Origin of the sequence: Sphingomonas sp., assembly GCF_017745215.1 — a bacterium.
Classification (GTDB): Bacteria; Pseudomonadota; Alphaproteobacteria; order Sphingomonadales; family Sphingomonadaceae; genus Sphingomonas.
This window is the reverse complement of the sequence record NZ_JAGHZV010000005.1, coordinates 97,483-114,455: the sequence shown is the minus strand read 5'-3', so window position 1 is coordinate 114,455 and position 16,973 is coordinate 97,483. Positions and strand designations below refer to the sequence as shown.

Below are 16,973 nucleotides of genomic sequence, written 5' to 3'. Positions count from 1 at the left end.
CCGTGTCCGGAGTCGATTGCGGGGATCCGTGAATCTGCGAATTTCGGGTCGGGGGAGATCTTCGAGTCCGTGTCCGCCGTACCAGCGGGGCAGACCCACCATGTGATGGTCGAGCCGCACGAGGACGACGCGTCCTTCGTCGCGGGCGACGAAGTGCGGACGCTGGAAGGGCTGGTCGCGCCACCGGAGGCGGATGCGACGAGCCGAGCGGAGCCGAAACGGGGCGTTAAGCGCGCTGGCCTAGGAACGGCGACTCGTCCCGCGTTCCCGCCTTGAAGGCCAGTCCATGCGTCACGCCTTTCCCGCCGAGTTCGGCGGCATCGCCGGCACCACGACCACCTCGCTCGCCGAGATCCTGGGCGCCTTCTCCTATGCGCTTGACCTCACCGAGGGCCAGCCCGAGGGCCATGCGCTGCGATCCTGCTGGATCGCGAGCCGGATGGCCGCGGCGCTGGGGCTGAGCGCGGAGGAGCGGCGTACCGTCTATTATGCGACGCTGCTCAAGGACCTGGGCTGCAGCAGCAACGCCGCGCGTGTCGCCGAGCTCTACCTCGCCGACGATCGCGCGATCAAACAGGGCTTCAAGCTGATCCCCCAGGGGCTCGCGTCGACGCTGCGCTTCGTCTTCTCGCGTACCGGCGCGGGCGGGCCGCTGCGCGCGCGGACGAAGGCGATCCTCACGATCCTGCGCAACGGCGAGGATCTGGTGCATGAGCTCATCGAGACGCGCTGCATGCGCGGCGCCGACATCGCGCGCCAGCTGCGCTTCCCCGAGCCCGTGGCGCTGGCGGTCGCGGCGCTCGACGAGCATTGGGACGGTACGGGAAAGCCGCTGGGCCTGCGGGGCACGGCGGTCCCGGTGGCGGCGCGGCTGGCGCTGCTCGCGCAGATCGCCGACGTGTTCAACGTCGCCGGCGGGCCTCAGGCGGCGCGCGCGGAAGTGGAGGCACGGTCGGGAAGCTGGTTCGATCCCGAGCTGGTCGGGCTGTTCCTGACGATGTCGAAGGACACGGGCTTCTGGGCCGATCTCGCCGATCCGGCGCTCGAGCAGCGGCTGCGCGGGTTCGAGCCCGCCGAGGTGCGCGTCGCGGTCGACGATGATTATCTCGACGACATCGCCGCGGCGTTCGGCGCCGTGATCGACGCCAAGAGCCCGTTCACCGGCGGCCATTCGGAGCGGGTCGGCAATTATGCCGCGGCGCTGGGCGAGCGGCTCGACATCCCCGCCGACCATCGCCGTGCGGTCCGCCGTGCCGCGATGCTCCACGACGTCGGCAAGCTGGGGGTAAGCAGCCGCGTGCTGGAGAAGCCGGGCAAGCTCGACGCGGTCGAATGGGCGGAGATGCGCAGCCATGCGGTGCACACCATGGCGATCCTCGGCCGGATCGCGCCGCTGCGCGAGATGGCGACGATCGCCGGCGCGCACCACGAGCGGCTCGACGGGCGCGGCTATCCGCTGGGGCTCGACGAGATGCTGATCGCGCGCGAATCGCGGATCATCACGGTGTGCGACTTCTTCGACGCGCTGACCGCCGACCGGCCGTATCGCCCGGCGATGTCCAGGGCGCAGGCGCTGGAGGTGATGGCGGGGGAGGTCGGCCGGGCGATCGACGCGGAGGTCTTCGCGGCGCTGCGCGAAGTGGTGGGGTAGGGCGCCAGGGGCGCCGCAACATCAATCCTCCCCCGGAGGGGGAGGATTTAAGTCGCAAACGCGCGGCGCCTTCAGGCGCGAATCGGCTAAGCCCTCACGCCGTCCGCCGCGACGGCCTCGTTGTAGCGCAGCGCCTTCAGCACCGTCTCGACGATATGCTCGGCGTTCAGCCCGGCCTCGTCGTACTGCTTCTCGGGCTTGTCCTGGTCCTGGAAGACGTCGGGCAGGCGCATGGTGCGCAGCTTGAGGCCGGCGTCGATCAGGCCCTCGTCGCTCGCCAGCGTGAGGACGTGCGCGCCGAGGCCGCCGATCGAGCCTTCCTCGATCGTCACCGCGACTTCGTGGGTGGTGAGCAGGCGGCGGATCAGCGCCTCGTCGAGCGGCTTGGCGAAGCGCAGGTCGGCGACCGTCGTCGACAGGCCCTTGGCGTCGAGCGCGTCGGCGGCCTTGAGCGCTTCGGCGAGGCGCGTGCCGAGCGAGAGGATCGCGACGGTCTTGCCCTCGCGGACGACGCGGCCCTTGCCGATCTCGAGCCGCTCGGGCGCGGCGGGCATCGCGACCCCGACGCCGTTGCCGCGCGGATAGCGCAGCGCGATCGGGCCGGTGTCGTGCATCGCGGCGGTGTGGACCATGTGGACGAGCTCGGCCTCGTCGGCGGCGGCCATCACCACGAAGTTCGGAAGCGTCGCGAGATAGGTGAGGTCGAAGCTGCCCGCATGCGTCGCGCCGTCGGCGCCGACCAGCCCGGCGCGGTCGATCGCGAACCGGACCGGCAGGTTCTGGATTGCGACGTCGTGGACGACCTGGTCGTAGGCGCGCTGGAGGAAGGTCGAGTAGATCGCGCAGAACGGCCGCATGCCCTGCGCGGCGAGGCCGGCGGCGAAGGTGACGGCATGCTGCTCGGCGATGCCGACGTCGAAGCTGCGATCCGGGAAGCGGCGCTCGAACTTGTCGAGCCCGGTGCCCGAGGGCATCGCTGCGGTGATCGCGCAGACGGTGGGGTCGCGCTCGGCTTCGGCAACCAGCGCTTCGGCGAAGACGTTGGTGTAGCTCGGCGGGCCCGGGGGCGCCTTGGCCTGCGCGCCGGTGATCACGTCGAACTTCTGGACGCCGTGGTATTTGTCCGCCGCGGCTTCGGCGGGGGCATAGCCCTTGCCCTTCTTGGTCACGACATGGACGAGGATCGGGCCCTCCTCGGCATCGCGGACATTCTCGAGCACCGGGATGAGATGGTCGAGGTTGTGGCCGTCGATCGGGCCGACGTAATAGAAGCCGAGTTCCTCGAACAGCGTGCCGCCGGTGGCCATGCCGCGGGCATATTCCTCGGCCTTGCCCGCCGCTGCGGTGAGGCGGCGCGAGAGGCGGCGGATCGCGCGCTTGGCGAGGCTCCTGAGACCCAGATATTCCTCGGACGAAATGAGGCGCGCGAGATAGGCCGAGAGCCCGCCGACCGGGGGCGCGATCGACATGTCGTTGTCGTTGAGGATCACGACGAGGCGGTTGCCCGCCGCCTCGGCGTTGTTCATCGCCTCATAGGCCATGCCCGCGGACATGGCGCCGTCGCCGATCACGGCGATCGCCTTGCCGGGCTGGCTCGCGAGCTTGTTGGCCACCGCGAAGCCCAGCGCGGCGCTGATCGAGGTCGAGCTGTGCGCGGCGCCGAACGGATCGTATTCGCTCTCGCTGCGCTTGGTGAAGCCCGAGAGCCCGCCGCCCATGCGCAGCGTGCGGATGCGGTCGCGCCGGCCGGTGAGGATCTTGTGCGGATAGCATTGGTGGCCGACGTCCCAGATCAGCCGGTCGCGCGGGGTATCGAAGACATAATGGATCGCGACGGTGAGCTCGACAACGCCGAGTCCCGAGCCGAGGTGGCCGCCGGTGACGCCGACCGCGCTGATCGTCTCGGCGCGCAGCTCGTCGGCGAGCTGGCGGAGGTCGGCGGGCTTGAGCTTGCGGAGGTCGTCAGGCGTAGCGACGGTGTCGAGCAACGGCGTGTTCGGGAGATCGGCCATCACGGCCTGATACTCCAGTGGCGCGGCTGAGTCGAATGCCTGGATCAAGGAGTTTTGGTGCAGGGGCGCGCGCCATCCGACCCACTTCAACCGTCATCCCGGCGAAAGCCGGGACCCAGGGTCACGAGCGACGTGGCCTGCCGCCCTGGGTCCCGGCTTTCGCCGGGATGACGGCTTTTTTTAGCGAACTGTACTCACTCGCAGTCCGAGCACTTCCCGCGCACTTCGATCACCGGGCGCTCGGGGGAGAAGCCCGCGTGCTTCGCCGCGGCGCGCACCGTGCGGGTGATCGAATCGTCGTCGATGTGCGTGGTCTGGCCGCAGCTGTCGCAGACGAGGAAGATGCAGTCGTGCAGGCAATCGGGGTGCGCATTGGCGACATAGGCGTTGGCGCTCTCGACGCGGCGGGCGAGGTTGGCGCCGACGAACAGGTCGAGGATGCGGTAGACGCTGTTCGCCGCCACCCGGCGGCCCTCGAGCTTCGACACCGCCTCCGCGATGTCATAGGCCGAGGCGGGCTTGTCGAATCCGGCAAGCGCCTCGAACACGCGTTCGCGCATGCTCGTCCATTGCTCGCCCGATTTCTCGAGCGTGGTCTGCGCGGCGCGCGTCAGGTCGGTGCCGTGATGCTCGTGGTGGTGATGGTGGCCGGACATGTTCCGAATCTAGGCCCGCCATGGCCCCACGACAAGCGTCAGTAGGTGGCGCGGCGGTTGAGATCGTGTCCCAATGCGACGAGCGCCACGCCGATCAGCGTCCAGAAGGTCTCGAACTGGCCGTGCGGCAGCGACAGCGCGCCAGCCATGATCCCGAGCCCGAAGGCGCCGATCACCGCGGGCATCATATAGCCATGGGTGAAGATGCCTCGTCCGAGCGCGACCACGCCGAACACGATCGCGAGCGTCAGCCCCACTTCGTGGATGCGCGGATCGAGCAGCCCGCCGGCGGCGGAGAAGACGGCGAGCAGGACCGTGGTGCCGAGGCAATGCGCCAGGCAAAGCCCGCTGACCCCGATCGCAATGCGATCGAGGCGCGAGTCGATGACTCCCCATACGCGGGAAATACTGAGCGGGACCGCCATGGCCGCGCATATAGACCTGGCTGGGCGAAGTTACAACATAACATCGCGCGGATTCCGATGCGGTTGGTCGCATCGGAGCGAGACGTGCGCGGAAGCCGGAAAGGGGTGGCCGGGCGGTGTTCTAGGGGGACACCGCCCGGCCGGGTCCACACGGGGGCGACCGTGCGGACGGGACATCGTGGCCGCGGCACCCGGAGAGGGGGGCGCCGCGGCAGACCGTCTAGCTGACCGCGCCCAGGTAATGCGCCTGGGCGGCGTCGGTCGCGTTGACGGCAAGCAGGGCACGGGCCTCGCGCGGGGTGCGCGGGCGGCCGTGGCGATCGGAAGCGGTGTCGAGCAACCGGTCGAGCAGCTTCTGGCCCTCGGGCCACCAGCCCAGGCCGCTGTCGGCGTTGAGATGGCCCTGGTGGCCGGCGTCGACGAAATGGCTGCCCCAGGCATTGGCGAGGTCGCGCGCGCGCTGGATGTCGATCCAGGGATCGTCGTGGCTCGCGACCACGATCGACGGGAAGGGCAGCGCGGTCAGCGGCGTGGGGCGGAAGGCGGCGAGCGAGGCCGGCGCCGCGGTTCGGTCGACATCGGCGGGCGCGACGAGCAGCGCGCCGGCGACGGGCAGGCCGAAGGGCTGGCGCGCGAGCTCGGCCCACCAGATCGTCGCCAGCACGCCGAGGCTGTGCGCGACGAGGATGACGGGAGTCCGCGCCTGGCGGATCGCCTGGTCGAGCTTGGTGACCCAGGCATTGCGATGCGGCGAATGCCACATGCCGAGCTCGACCCGGCGCGTGTCCGGACGAGCTTCCTCCCACAGCGTCTGCCAGTGCGAGGGACCCGAATCGCCGAGCCCGGGCACGGTGAGAACGACCGGCGCAGCGACGTCCAAGGCCGAGAAGATCGACATAACAGGTCTCCCTCGAAGGAGCTGGCCGGTACGCCGCAATATATTCCTATCTATTTGGTAGGCAATAGGGCTGCGACAAAATGATCGGCGTATGCGCCAAGCCGAAAAATCCAGCGAGAAGAGGGCACTATCCGGCTCATCCAGCACTTCCGTCGTCATCCCGGCGAAAGCCGGGACCCAGGGCCAAGAGCGACTCGCCTGCTGCCCTGGATCCCGGCTTCCGCCGGGATGACGGGAAGGGGCGGGCGACTCGACTTTGGAGATTCAGGGCTTGGCGTAGAGCGCGGCCTCGGCGGCGCGGCGGCGGGTGAGGCCGGCCATCACCTGGCCCTTGGCCTTGTTCCATTTGGCGAACTCGGCCCTGGCGCCGGCGAAATTGCCCGCCTTGTGCAACCGGAGCAGCGTCGAGCGGCCGAGATTGCCGATGCCGACGTTGTAGGCGAAGGAGACCAGCGCATCGAACTGGTTCTGGCTGGTCGCGGCGCCGGCGAGCTGATCGGTGACGCCCTTGGCGAATACCGCCATGTCCGACGCGAATCGGTCGTCGCATTGCTGCCGGGTCCAGACGACGCCCTTCTTGACGTCCTTGCCGGTCGTCCCCCAGCCGATCGTCCAGGGCGCGCCGCCCGAGGCGGGGTCGGGATAGGCCTGGAAGCTGCCGTTCTTGAGGTCGGTCTGGCAGCTTTCGAATTCCTTGATCAGGTCGAGGCCGGGATCCTTGGGCGTCATGCGATTTCCTCCCAATCGAGTCGCGATCGGTGATGGTAGCGTTGCGCGGCGTCGCAGCGACTTGGAACGAATCCGAATCGGTGTGGCATTCGGCGCCGCGCGCCGCCAAAGGAAGGCCATGGCCAAGCAACGCGCCGATCAGCTCCTCGTCGACCGCGGACTCGCGGAGAGCCGCACGCGCGCGCAGGCGCTGATCATGGCGGGGTTGGCGTTCAGCGGCGACCGCAAGATCGAGAAGGCGGGGCAGATGCTGGCCGGGGATGCCGCGCTCGAGGTGCGCGGGCGCGACCATCCCTGGGTGTCGCGCGGCGGGATCAAGCTGGCGCACGGGCTTGACCATTTCGGCTGGGATGTAACCGGCGCGGTGGCGATCGACGTGGGCAGCTCGACCGGCGGCTTCACCGACGTGCTGCTGAGCCGCGGCGCGGCGCGCGTCTATGCGGTGGACAGCGGCACCAACCAGCTCGCCTGGAAGCTGCGGCAGGATCCACGCGTGGTGGTACACGAGCAGACCAGCGCGCGGGTGCTGACCGAAGCGCACATCCCCGAGCCGATCGACCTGATCGTGTGCGACGCGAGCTTCATCGGGCTGGCGAAGGTGCTCGACGTGCCGATGCGGTTCGCGGGGCCGAAGGCGCGGCTGCTCGCGCTGATCAAGCCGCAGTTCGAGGCGGGGCGTGCCGAAGTCGGCAAGGGCGGGGTCGTCCGCGATCCCGAGGTGCATGCGCGCGTCTGCCGCGAAGTCTCCGACTGGCTGAGCGCGCAGGGCTGGGCGGTGGAGGGGGTGACCGAGAGCCCGATCACCGGGCCCGAGGGCAATGTCGAGTTCCTGATCGGGGCGCATCGATCCTGAAGCCGTTAGAGTTTGGGGATGGGTCGGGGCCTGTCGGGGACGAGCCGGTGCGTCCTCGCAACGACTTCGGTGCCATAGTCTGCTAAATCACCTCTTCCGAACGGTTGGGGAACCAGGATGTGGAGAGGAGCGGCTTGCGTCTCGGCCGTGGCACTGGCGTTGTGCGCCGCGCCCGCCTGCGCGCAGCGGACCGACGACAATGCGACGCGCGAGGCCGAGGATGCCTTCGGATCGAGCGTCGGCAATGAATCGATCGGCATCTACAACCCCTTCGACGTGCGCGGCTTCTCGCCGGTCGACGCGGGGAACGTGCGGATCGAGGGGCTCTATTTCGACCAGCAGACCGACCTCTCGCAGCGCGTGATCGCCGGGTCGACGATCCGCGTCGGCATCTCGGCGCAGGGCTATGCCTTTCCGGCGCCCACCGGCATCGTCGACTTCGCGCTACGCCGTGCGGGCAAGGACCCGCTCGCGTCGTTCGCGGCCAGCGTCGGTCCCTGGGGCTCGCTGAGCTTCGAAGCCGATGCCGAGCTGCCGATCGACGGCGAGCGGCTGGGGTTCGCGGGCGGGGCGGGAGTCTATCGCAACGGCCAGCCCTTTGGCGCGAAGGGATTTCTGCTCTCCTATGGCGGGACGCTGCGCTGGGCGCCGCGCGACGGCGTTTCGGTCCAGGCCTTCTGGGGCCAGTCGCGCGATCGCGACGAGGAAGCCCAGCCGCTGATCGCGACCGACGGCATGCGGCTGCCGCCGAAGATGAAGCGCGGCCGGTTCCTGGGCCAGCACTGGGCGGACAATGACGCGACCGGCACCGGCTATGGCGTGATCGCGCACGCCGATCCGCTGGGGCTCGACGTGTCGCTGGGTGCGTTCCGCTCGGTCTATGCGAGCCCGCACGCCGCGGCCGACCTGCTGTTCGGCGTCTCGCCCGACGGGAGCGCGGCGGACCGGGTGGTGGTGCTCGAGGACGGCTATCGCAGCGGCTCGACCTCGGGCGAACTGCGCGTGTCGAAGAGCCTGGAAGAGGGGCCGCGGCGGCACACGTTGGTCGCGTCGCTGCGCGGGCGCGCGCAGGACCGGCGCTATGGCGGCGCGGCGCTGGTCGACCTGGGGCCGAGCAGCGCGATCGAGCCCGATTTCCGCCCGGCGCCGAGCTATTCGAACGGCCCCAAGACGCGCGACGCGGTGCGCCAGGCGACGCTGGGGGTCGCGTACCAGGGCCAGTGGAAGGGCGTGGGCGAGCTGGGCCTCGGCATCCAGAAGAGCCGCTACACCAAGCGGATCACCGATCCCGACCCGAGCGTCCACTTCCCCGAGACGCGCGATTCGCCGCTGCTGATCGAAGCGAGCGCAGCGGCGCACCTGACCCACTGGCTCGCGCTCTACGCCGGCTATACCCGCGGGCTGGAGGAGAGCCCGGTCGCGCCGCGCGAGGCGGCGAACCTCAACGAAGCGCCGCCCGCGATCCATACGCGCCAGAAGGATGCCGGCGCGCGCATCCGCATCGGCAGGCGCGTGACCGCGGTGGTGGGCGTGTTCGACGTCGAGAAGCCGTACTTCAACCTCGATTCGGCGATGCGCTTCCGCCAGCTCGGCATGGTGCGCAACCGCGGGGTGGAGATGTCGGTCGCGGGCGAAGTGATGAAGGGGCTCACGCTGGTCGCGGGCAATGTGCTGATCGACGCCAAGGTCTCGGGCGAGGAAGTGCGCAGCGGAGCGATCGGGCCGCGGCCGGTGGCAAGCTTCCGCCGGCATTCGATCCTGAGCCTCGACTATGCCGTGCCGGGGCTGAAGGGCCTGTCGATCGAAGCCGCGGGGGAGTCGATCAGCCGGCCGGTCGCCAATTCGGCGAACACGCTGTCCATCCCGGCGCGATCGGTCGTCAACCTGGGCGCGCGCTATCGCTTCAGCGTGGGCGAGACCAAGCTGCTGGTGCATGCGACGGTCGCCAATGTGTTCGGGGTCTTCGGTTGGAACAACACCGCGAGCGGCTTCTACATCCCCAACGGCAACCGGCGCTATTCGCTCACCGTGGCGGCGGATATTTGAGATATCCTGGTTCTCACACTGTCATTCTGAGCTTGTTTCAGCATCCAACCATCCTCTTGGCGGTGTCGCTAGCTTGCGAAACAAGGGTGTGTCATCAATTGCGCTGTTTGAAAGCGGACGGGAGCGGCACTGCCGTTTGAGCCGTCATCCCGGCGAAAGCCGGGACCCAGGGCCGCGAATGATGTCCTCAGTAACCCTGGGTCCCGGCTTTCGCCGGGATGACGGCCGCTGGAGCGCCGAAACCCGCTCGGGGATCGATGACACGCCCAAGTTCAGGGCGACGGTTTGGGATGCGTGACGCGGTTCCATATTCCAGGGAACGGGCACATTCGCTCGCCTTGCTGCGGCGCGGAAACACAGGGGCAAAGTCTTGCCTTTAGCCGGGGTGCGGAATAGCTGCCCGGACATCGATGCGCACTGCTACAGCTCTGATCCTGATCGCCGCCACGCTGAGCGGATGCGGCAACCAGGCCAAGGGCGACGCCGTGCGCCGCGACGCGCCGCTGGTGCGTGCCGCGAGAGTCCAGGCGATGCATTTCGTCGACCGGGTCGAAGCCGTGGGTACTGCCCGCGCCAACGAGCAGGTGACGCTCTCCGCGCCGGTGACCGAGCGCGTGCTCAAGCTCAATTTCGACGACGGCGAATATATCGGCAAGGGCCAGATCGTCGCGGTGCTCGCGGCGGGGCAGGAGCAGGCGCAGCTCGAGATGGCCGACGCCCGTGCCCGCGAGGCGAAGCAGCAGCTCGAACGGCTCAACGCATTGAAGGCGCGCGGCTTCGCGACCACCAGCGCAGTCGATACGCAGGTGGCGCTCGCTGCCCAGGCCTCGGCGCAGGCGAGCGAGGCGCGCGCCTCGATCGGCGACCGCGTGATCCGCGCGCCCTTCTCGGGCTGGGTGTCGCTGCGTACCATCTCGGCGGGCGCGGTGGTCAATTCGGGCACGCCGATTGCCGAGATCAGCGACATCTCGAAGATCAAGCTCGACTTCACCGTGCCCGAGACCGTGCTCGCGCAGGTCCGCGCCGGCCAGCCGATCCAGGCCGTCGCGGCCGCCTGGCCCGACGCGCCGTTCAGCGGCACGATCGCGACGATCGACCCGGTGCTCAACCCTGAGACGCGCGCCGCCACCGTGCGCGCGGTGCTGCCCAACGGCGACAAGCGGCTGAAGCCCGGCATGCTGCTCACCGTGCAGATCGCCACCGCCGAGCGGACCGCGCCGGCGGTGCCCGAGCTCGCGGTGGTGGGCGAGGGCGACCAGAGCTTCGTCTTCATCGTTCAGGGCGACAAGGTGAAGCGCACGCCGGTGCGCACCGGGCTGCGCCAGAACGGCATGGTCGAGATCGTCTCGGGGCTGCCTGCCAACGCGCGGGTGGTGACCGAGGGGGTGGTGAAGATCGCCGACGGGCAGCATGTGCGGCTCGACGGCCAGGGCAGCCCGACCGGCGCAGGCGCCTCCAAGGGCGATTAGTGCGGCTTTCGGACCTTTCCGTCCGCCGTCCGGTGTTCGCCGCGGTCGTGGCGATCCTGCTGACGCTCGTCGGCATCGTCGGCTTCTGGTCGCTGTCGGTGCGCGAATATCCCGACATCGATCCGCCCGTGGTCTCGGTGCAGACGGTCTATACCGGCGCGGCGGCGAGCGTGATCGAGACGCGGATCACCCAGCCGCTCGAGGACCAGCTCTCGGGCATCGAGGGCGTGCAGACGATCACCTCGCGCTCGAGCGACGGCAGCTCGAACATCTCGGTCGAGTTCCGCCCGGGCCGCAACATCGACGAGGCCGCGAACGACGTGCGTGACCGTATCGGCGGGGCGATGCAGGACCTGCCCGAAGACGCGCTCGCGCCGCAGGTGCAGAAGGTCGACGCCGACGCCTCGCCGATCATGTTCATCACGCTCGCGCGGCCGGGCTGGTCGACGCTCGAGCTGTCCGACTGGGTGGAGCGCAACCTCACCGACCGCTTCGCCAATATCGACGGCGTCGCGCGCGTATTCGTCGGCGGCGAGGCCAAGCCGTCGATGCGCATCTGGCTGCAGCCGCAGAAGCTCGCGGCGTTCCAGCTGACGCCCGCCGACGTCGAGATCGCGCTCCGGCGGCAGAATGTCGAGCTGCCCGCGGGGCGGCTCGAATCGCAGGCGCAGAACACGACGCTGCGCGTCAACAGGCCGTTCTCCAGCCCCGAAAGCTTCGCCGCGCTCGTCGTCGGGCGCGGGCCCGACGGCTATCAGGTCAAGCTCGGCGACGTCGCGCGTGTCGAGCGCGGACCCGAGAATCCCTACAGCTATTTCCGCGTCAACGGATCGCCGGCCGTGGGTCTCGGCATCGTCCGCCAGTCGGGCGCGAACACGCTCGCGGTCGCCGATGCGGCGAAGAAGCTGATGGCGCAGATCCAGCCGACGCTCCCCGCGGGCATGACGATGGGCATCGGCTCGGACGATTCGCAGTTCATCGGCCGCGCGATCGAAGGCGTGTGGCACACGCTGGGCGAAGCGGCGGTGCTGGTGGTGCTGGTGATCTTCCTGTTCCTCGGCAGCTGGCGCGCGACGCTGATCCCGGCGCTGACCGTGCCGATCTGCCTGCTCGCCTCGATGGCGGTGCTGTGGGCGTGCGGCTTCTCGATCAACCTGCTGACCCTGCTCGCGATGGTGCTCGCGATCGGGCTGGTGGTCGACGATGCGATCGTGGTGCTCGAGAATGTCTACCACCGGATCGAGGAAGGCGAACCGCCGCTCGTCGCTGCGTTCAAGGGCACGCGGCAGGTGGGGTTCGCAGTGATCTCGACGACGCTGGTGGTGTGCGCGGTGTTCGTGCCGGTTTGCTTCCTCGCCGGCCAGACCGGCCTCCTGTTTCGCGAGCTGGCGGTAGCGATGATCGGCGCGGTGGGCTTCTCGGGGTTCCTCGCGCTCAGCCTCACGCCGATGCTCTGCTCGAAGCTGCTCCGCCACGAAGCGCGCGGGCGGCTGACCGGCTGGGTCGATGCGCGCTTCCAGGCGCTCGAGGCGTTCTACGGGCACCGGCTGGAGGGCGTGATTCGCCGGCCGCTGATCCCGCTGCTCCTCGTCGCGGCATTCCTCGGGCTCGCGGGGCTGGCCTGGACCAACCTCAAGTCCGAGCTCGTGCCGGCCGAGGACCAGGGCGTCGCGCAGGCGCAGATCTCGGCGCCCGAAGGCACCGGCTTCGCGCAGATGGACCGCTACATGACCGAGGCGCAGGGCAGACTGATGCCGCTGCTCAAGGAAGGCGCCGTCCGCACCGTCATCACCCGCACGCCGGGCAGCTTCACCACCACCGACGACTATAACAGCGGTACCTTCGTGATCTTCCTGCGGCCCTGGGAGGAGCGCAAGGCGACGACGCAGGACGTGGTGCAGCAGATCAACAAGACGCTCGCCGGCATGCCCGCGATCCGCGGCAATGCGCAGGTCCGCTCGGCCTTGGGGCGCGGGCGCGGCCAGCCGATCGGCTTCGTCATCGCCGGCACGCGCTACGAGGACCTGATGAAGGCGCGCGACCGCATCCTCGCGGCGGCGGCGCAGAACCCGGGGATCATCAACCTCGATTCGGATTACAAGGAGACCAAGCCGCAGCTCCGCGTCGACGTCGACGCCCAGCGCGCGGGCGATCTTGGCGTGTCGGTGCAGGCGGTGAGCCAGGCGCTGCAGACGATGCTCGGCTCGCGGCGCGTCTCGACCTATGTCGACCGCGGCGAGGAATATCGCGTGATCGTCCAGGCCGAGCTCGAGGACCGCTCCAAGCTTGCCGACCTCGCCTCGATCTACGTCCGCGCGCGCGACGGCAGCCTGGTGCCGCTCTCCAACCTCGTCACCACGCGCCAATATTCGGGGCCGCGCGACCTCGGCCGCTTCAACAAGCTGCGCGCGATCACCTTCCAGGGCGGGCTCGCGCCGGGCTATTCGCTCGGCCAGGCGCTGGCCTTCCTCCAGGACCAGGCGAAGCAATCGCCCGAAGTGATCGCGGTCGGCTATCGCGGCGAGAGCCAGGCGTTCATCGAGACCGGCGGATCGATCCTGCTCGTCTTCGCGCTGACGATCGTGATCGTCTACCTCGTGCTCGCCGCGCAGTTCGAGAGCTTCGTGCACCCCGCAGTGATCATCACCACCGTGCCGCTGGCGGTGGGCGGCGGGCTGCTCGGGCTCTGGGCGTTCGGCACCTCGCTCAACCTCTATTCGCAGATCGGCATCGTGATGCTGGTGGGGCTGGCGGCGAAGAACGGCATCCTGATCGTCGAGTTCGCCAACCAGCTGCGCGACCAGGGCGTCGAGCTGACCCAGGCGATTCGCCAGGCGGCGACGCGGCGGCTGCGCGCGATCCTGATGACCTCGATCGCGACGATCGCGGGTGCCGTGCCGCTGATGGTGGCGAGCGGCGCAGGCGCAGCGGCGCGCTCGGCGATCGGCGTGGTGATCGTGTTCGGCGTCGCGCTCGCGACCTTCATCACCCTATTTCTTATTCCGATCCTCTACTCTAGGCTTGCCAAGCGGACGGGTTCCCCCGAGGCTGTGAGCCGGGAACTCGACGCCGCGCTGGGGGCAGCGCAGCCAGCCGAGTAAGGGAGGGTCGCGAGTTTGAGCGAAATTGCGTCTAGGGGACAGTTGCGCCTCGCATTCCTGCGCTGGGCGGTGGTGACCGTTCCGTTCATCCTGCTCACCGGGTTCGCCTCGGCGCGCTTCCTGCCCACCGGCTCGCAGAACGGCTGGTTCGTGGCGCTGGCCAAGCCGCAGGGCATGCCCGAACAATGGGTGTTCCCGGCCGCCTGGGCGGTGCTCTACGTGCTGCTCGGCCTCGCGCTGGCGATGATCATCAACGCGCGCGGATCGCGGCTGCAGCGGCCGGCGATCATCCTGTTCGCGATCATGATGGCCGGCAATTTCGCCTGGCCGCTCGTCTTCTTCGGCGCGCACCAGGTACAGGGCTCGATGATCCTGATCGGCGCGCTGGGCGTGCTGGCGCTGGTGACTGCGGTCTTCTTCGCGCGCGTGCGCATCGTCGCGGCGCTGTTCATGCTGCCGTACATCGCGTGGCTGGCCTATGCGGGCATGCTGCTGTATCAGATCGACCAGCTCAATCCCGACGCGGCGAACCTTGCGCCGGGGCGGTCGACTGACCAGATAGAGGTCAAGTAACTCGGGACAGGTAGTTTTTTGATGCAGACCGACAATCGGTTGTTCGACGATCTGGTGAAGTTCGTGAATGGTGCCGCGGGCACCTTTGCCGGCATGGCGCGCGAAGGCGAGGCCGCGGCGCGCGAGCGCGCGCGCGAATGGATCGGCGGGCTCGACTTCGTGAGCCGCGAGGAATTCGACGCGGTGAAGGCGATGGCCGCGGCGGCGCGCGACGAAGCCGATGCGCTCGCCGCGCGCGTGGCGGCGCTCGAGGCGGCGCTGGCGGGCCAGGCGGCTCCGGCCGCGCCCAAGGCAGCCCCGAAGCCGCGAAAGCCGAAGGCCCAGTCTTGAACCGTCCAGTCTTGAACTGCTTGTCCACAGCTTTTCGACAGGGTTATGATTGCAATGCTTGTGCCGCATCCGGGCGGTTGGCAGGACTCCTGCCCATGATGTCGGGGTGGAGGTTGTGATGCTCGACGAAGCCGAGTTCGACCGCGAAGACGCTGCCCCGATCGACATGCTCGAATCCTATTTCGCTGCGCATGGCTGGAGCCATGAGCGCGAGGAGGACGAGATCGTCGCCAAGGTGAAGGGCAGCTGGACCGAATATGAGCTTCGCGCGATCTGGCGCGAGGACGACGGCGTGCTCCAGTTCCTCGCCTTCCCCGATATCCGCGTGCCCGACGAGCGGCGCGTGGCGCTCTACGAAGCGATCGGGCTGGTCAACGAGCAACTGTGGATCGGCCACTTCGAGCTCTGGTCGAGCAGCGGCATCCTGCTGTTCCGCCACGCCGCGATGATCGACGGCGAGGAGCCGACGCTGAGCCTCGCCCAGGCCGAGCTACTCGTCGAGAGCGCGGTCGACGAGTGCGAGCGCTTCTACCCCGTCTTCCAGTTCGTGCTGTGGGGCGGCAAGACCCCGCAGGACGCGCTCGCCTCGGCGCTGATCGAGACCCAGGGCGAAGCCTGAGTTGAGCTTCCCCGCCAGCATCTGGCTCGCCGGGTGCGGCAACATGGGCGGCGCGATGCTGCGCCGCTGGATCGCCGCCGGCGCCGATCCCGCGACGATCACGGTGATCGATCCCTGGGCGAAGGACCTGCCCGAAGGCGTGACGGTGCTCACCGAGCCCGGCGAGGGTGCGCCCGAGGTGCTGGTGCTCGCGGTCAAGCCGCAGCAGCTCGACGCGATGCCGCGGCTGAAGGCCGGCGTGCTGATCTCGATCCTCGCGGGTGTGGAGGAAGCGGCGCTGGCGTCGCGCTTCGACGCGGGCGCGGTGGTGCGCGCGATGCCGAACCTGCCGGTGAGCCTGGGGCGCGGCGTGGTCGCGCTGCACGGGGGCGATGCCGAGGCGCGGCATGTCGCCGAGACGCTGATGGCGCCGCTCGGCATCGTCGAGTGGATCGGCGAGGAGAAGCTGTTCGACGCGGTGACTGCGCTGTCGGGCTCGGGTCCGGGGTTCGTCTATCGCTTCCTCGAGGCGCTGGCCGAAGGCGGCGCGGGGCTGGGCCTGCCGGCCGACCAGGCGCTGCGCTTCGCGGTGGCGACGGTCGAAGGTGCCGCGGCGCTGGCGGCAGCCTCGGGCGAGCCGCCCGCGGTGCTCGCCGAGCGCGTCGCCAGCCCGGGCGGCACGACGCGCGCGGGGCTCAACGTCCTCGACCACGACCATGCGCTGCAGGACCTGATCGCCGCGACGCTCGACGCGGCGGCGAAGCGCAGCGCCGAGCTGGCCGCGGCGGCGCGAGGCTGAGCGCCTCCACATCCCGAAATCGTCATCCCGGCGAAAGCCGGGATCCAGGGCCAAGCAGGACGTCGCTCGTCGCCCTGGATCCCGGCTTTCGCCGGGATGGCGAAGTGGAGAGTGGAACGGAACCGCGCCTTCTCCGAAACATTGTCGCGCCATCAATCCACGGAGGCGATCATGGCCACCACCACGGCGACACGCGACGACAAGGGACGCTTCACCAAGGCTTCGGGCAGGAAGGCGAACGGCCACGCCGGCAACGGAGCCGGCCGGGGCTTCGTCGTTGCCGGCGCGGCGGTGGGCGGCGCGGCGCTGGGGCTGCTCGCGATGTTCGGGCGCAAGGCGATCGTCCAGGCGCCCGACCTGCTCGCCGACGACTGGCTGGGCGCGCTGGTTGCCGAGCATCGTGCGGTGATGAAGACCTTCGACGCGATCGAGGCGACCGCCGACAACATGGCCGGGCGCAGGACGATGCTGCTGAGCCACCTAAAGGCCACGCTCACCAAGCATGCGATCGAGGAGGAGAGCGTGATCTATCCCGCCCTGCGCCAGTCGGGCCAGCGCGAGGCCGCCGACGAGCTCAACCGCGAGCACGGCTATGTGAAGCAGGCGCTCTACGAGCTCGGCAACATGCCCGCCGAGAGCCCGGAATGGATGGCCAAGCTGCGCAAGTTCCGCAGCGAGCTCGAGGCGCATGTGAAGGAGGAAGAGGAGCGCCTCTTCCCGATGCTGCGCGAGGTGCTGAGCGAGGAGCGCAACAAGGCGCTCACCAAGGCCGTGAACCGCGAGGGGTTCAAGGTCGCCTGATCGGGCGAGGGAAGCGCGAGGCGCGCCGGGCG

Annotated in this window: 15 protein-coding genes; 10 read left to right on the top strand and 5 right to left on the bottom strand. The window is 69.2% G+C overall.

What is annotated here, in order from left to right:
* Nucleotides 1-286: 286 nt before the first annotated feature.
* On the top strand, nucleotides 287-1,651 hold the full coding sequence (locus J7495_RS06915) for an HD-GYP domain-containing protein (RefSeq protein WP_294055683.1): 1,365 nt from the start codon (nucleotides 287-289) through the stop codon (nucleotides 1,649-1,651).
* Nucleotides 1,652-1,737: 86 nt separating this feature from the next.
* Here the strand turns inward: J7495_RS06915 and dxs are convergent, their stop codons facing one another.
* From dxs to J7495_RS06890, 5 genes are all read right to left on the bottom strand, one after another.
* The gene (dxs, locus tag J7495_RS06910; protein WP_294055681.1) at nucleotides 1,738-3,663 is read right to left on the bottom strand and encodes a 1-deoxy-D-xylulose-5-phosphate synthase; all 1,926 of its coding nucleotides are present in this window, start codon (nucleotides 3,661-3,663) and stop codon (nucleotides 1,738-1,740) included.
* Nucleotides 3,664-3,857: 194 nt separating this feature from the next.
* Nucleotides 3,858-4,319, bottom strand: a complete 462-nt coding sequence (locus J7495_RS06905) for a transcriptional repressor (RefSeq protein WP_294055679.1) — start codon at nucleotides 4,317-4,319, stop codon at nucleotides 3,858-3,860.
* A gap of 38 nt (nucleotides 4,320-4,357) precedes the next feature.
* The gene (locus J7495_RS06900; protein WP_294055677.1) at nucleotides 4,358-4,744 is read right to left on the bottom strand and encodes a MerC domain-containing protein; all 387 of its coding nucleotides are present in this window, start codon (nucleotides 4,742-4,744) and stop codon (nucleotides 4,358-4,360) included.
* Between the two features lie 220 nt (nucleotides 4,745-4,964).
* Nucleotides 4,965-5,642, bottom strand: a complete 678-nt coding sequence (locus J7495_RS06895) for an alpha/beta hydrolase (protein ID WP_294055675.1) — start codon at nucleotides 5,640-5,642, stop codon at nucleotides 4,965-4,967.
* A gap of 264 nt (nucleotides 5,643-5,906) precedes the next feature.
* Nucleotides 5,907-6,371, bottom strand: coding sequence for a lysozyme (locus tag J7495_RS06890; protein ID WP_294055673.1), 465 nt, complete (start codon nucleotides 6,369-6,371; stop codon nucleotides 5,907-5,909).
* A 118-nt stretch (nucleotides 6,372-6,489) separates the two neighbouring features.
* On the opposite strand from J7495_RS06890, the gene J7495_RS06885 reads away from it, so the two are divergent.
* The 9 genes from J7495_RS06885 to J7495_RS06845 all read left to right on the top strand — a co-directional run bounded on the left by J7495_RS06885 (nucleotide 6,490) and on the right by J7495_RS06845 (nucleotide 16,941).
* Nucleotides 6,490-7,224 (top strand): TlyA family RNA methyltransferase, encoded by a 735-nt coding sequence (locus J7495_RS06885; protein ID WP_294055671.1) that lies wholly within the window; start codon nucleotides 6,490-6,492, stop codon nucleotides 7,222-7,224.
* Nucleotides 7,225-7,371: 147 nt separating this feature from the next.
* Complete coding sequence (locus tag J7495_RS06880) at nucleotides 7,372-9,270, top strand: TonB-dependent receptor (RefSeq protein ID WP_294055669.1); 1,899 nt, start codon at nucleotides 7,372-7,374, stop codon at nucleotides 9,268-9,270.
* Between the two features lie 410 nt (nucleotides 9,271-9,680).
* Complete coding sequence (locus J7495_RS06875; protein WP_294055667.1) at nucleotides 9,681-10,739, top strand: efflux RND transporter periplasmic adaptor subunit; 1,059 nt, start codon at nucleotides 9,681-9,683, stop codon at nucleotides 10,737-10,739.
* Nucleotides 10,739-13,840: an efflux RND transporter permease subunit gene (locus J7495_RS06870; protein WP_294055665.1), complete on the top strand. Its 3,102-nt coding sequence runs from the start codon at nucleotides 10,739-10,741 to the stop codon at nucleotides 13,838-13,840. The genes J7495_RS06875 and J7495_RS06870 overlap by 1 nt, the downstream gene beginning before the upstream one ends.
* 42 nt (nucleotides 13,841-13,882) lie before the next feature.
* Nucleotides 13,883-14,413, top strand: a complete 531-nt coding sequence (locus tag J7495_RS06865) for a TspO/MBR family protein (protein WP_294055663.1) — start codon at nucleotides 13,883-13,885, stop codon at nucleotides 14,411-14,413.
* A 21-nt stretch (nucleotides 14,414-14,434) separates the two neighbouring features.
* Nucleotides 14,435-14,743 carry an accessory factor UbiK family protein gene (locus J7495_RS06860; RefSeq protein ID WP_294055662.1) on the top strand — a complete coding sequence of 103 codons (309 nt, stop codon included), beginning with the start codon at nucleotides 14,435-14,437 and terminating at the stop codon, nucleotides 14,741-14,743.
* Nucleotides 14,744-14,861: 118 nt separating this feature from the next.
* Complete coding sequence (locus J7495_RS06855; RefSeq protein ID WP_294055660.1) at nucleotides 14,862-15,362, top strand: YbjN domain-containing protein; 501 nt, start codon at nucleotides 14,862-14,864, stop codon at nucleotides 15,360-15,362.
* A gap of 43 nt (nucleotides 15,363-15,405) precedes the next feature.
* Entirely contained in the window at nucleotides 15,406-16,140 is a 735-nt protein-coding gene (locus J7495_RS06850) for a pyrroline-5-carboxylate reductase (protein ID WP_294055849.1), read from the top strand.
* A gap of 171 nt (nucleotides 16,141-16,311) precedes the next feature.
* Nucleotides 16,312-16,941 carry a hemerythrin domain-containing protein gene (locus J7495_RS06845; protein ID WP_294055658.1) on the top strand — a complete coding sequence of 210 codons (630 nt, stop codon included), beginning with the start codon at nucleotides 16,312-16,314 and terminating at the stop codon, nucleotides 16,939-16,941.
* The last annotated feature ends 32 nt before the right edge of the window (nucleotides 16,942-16,973 follow it).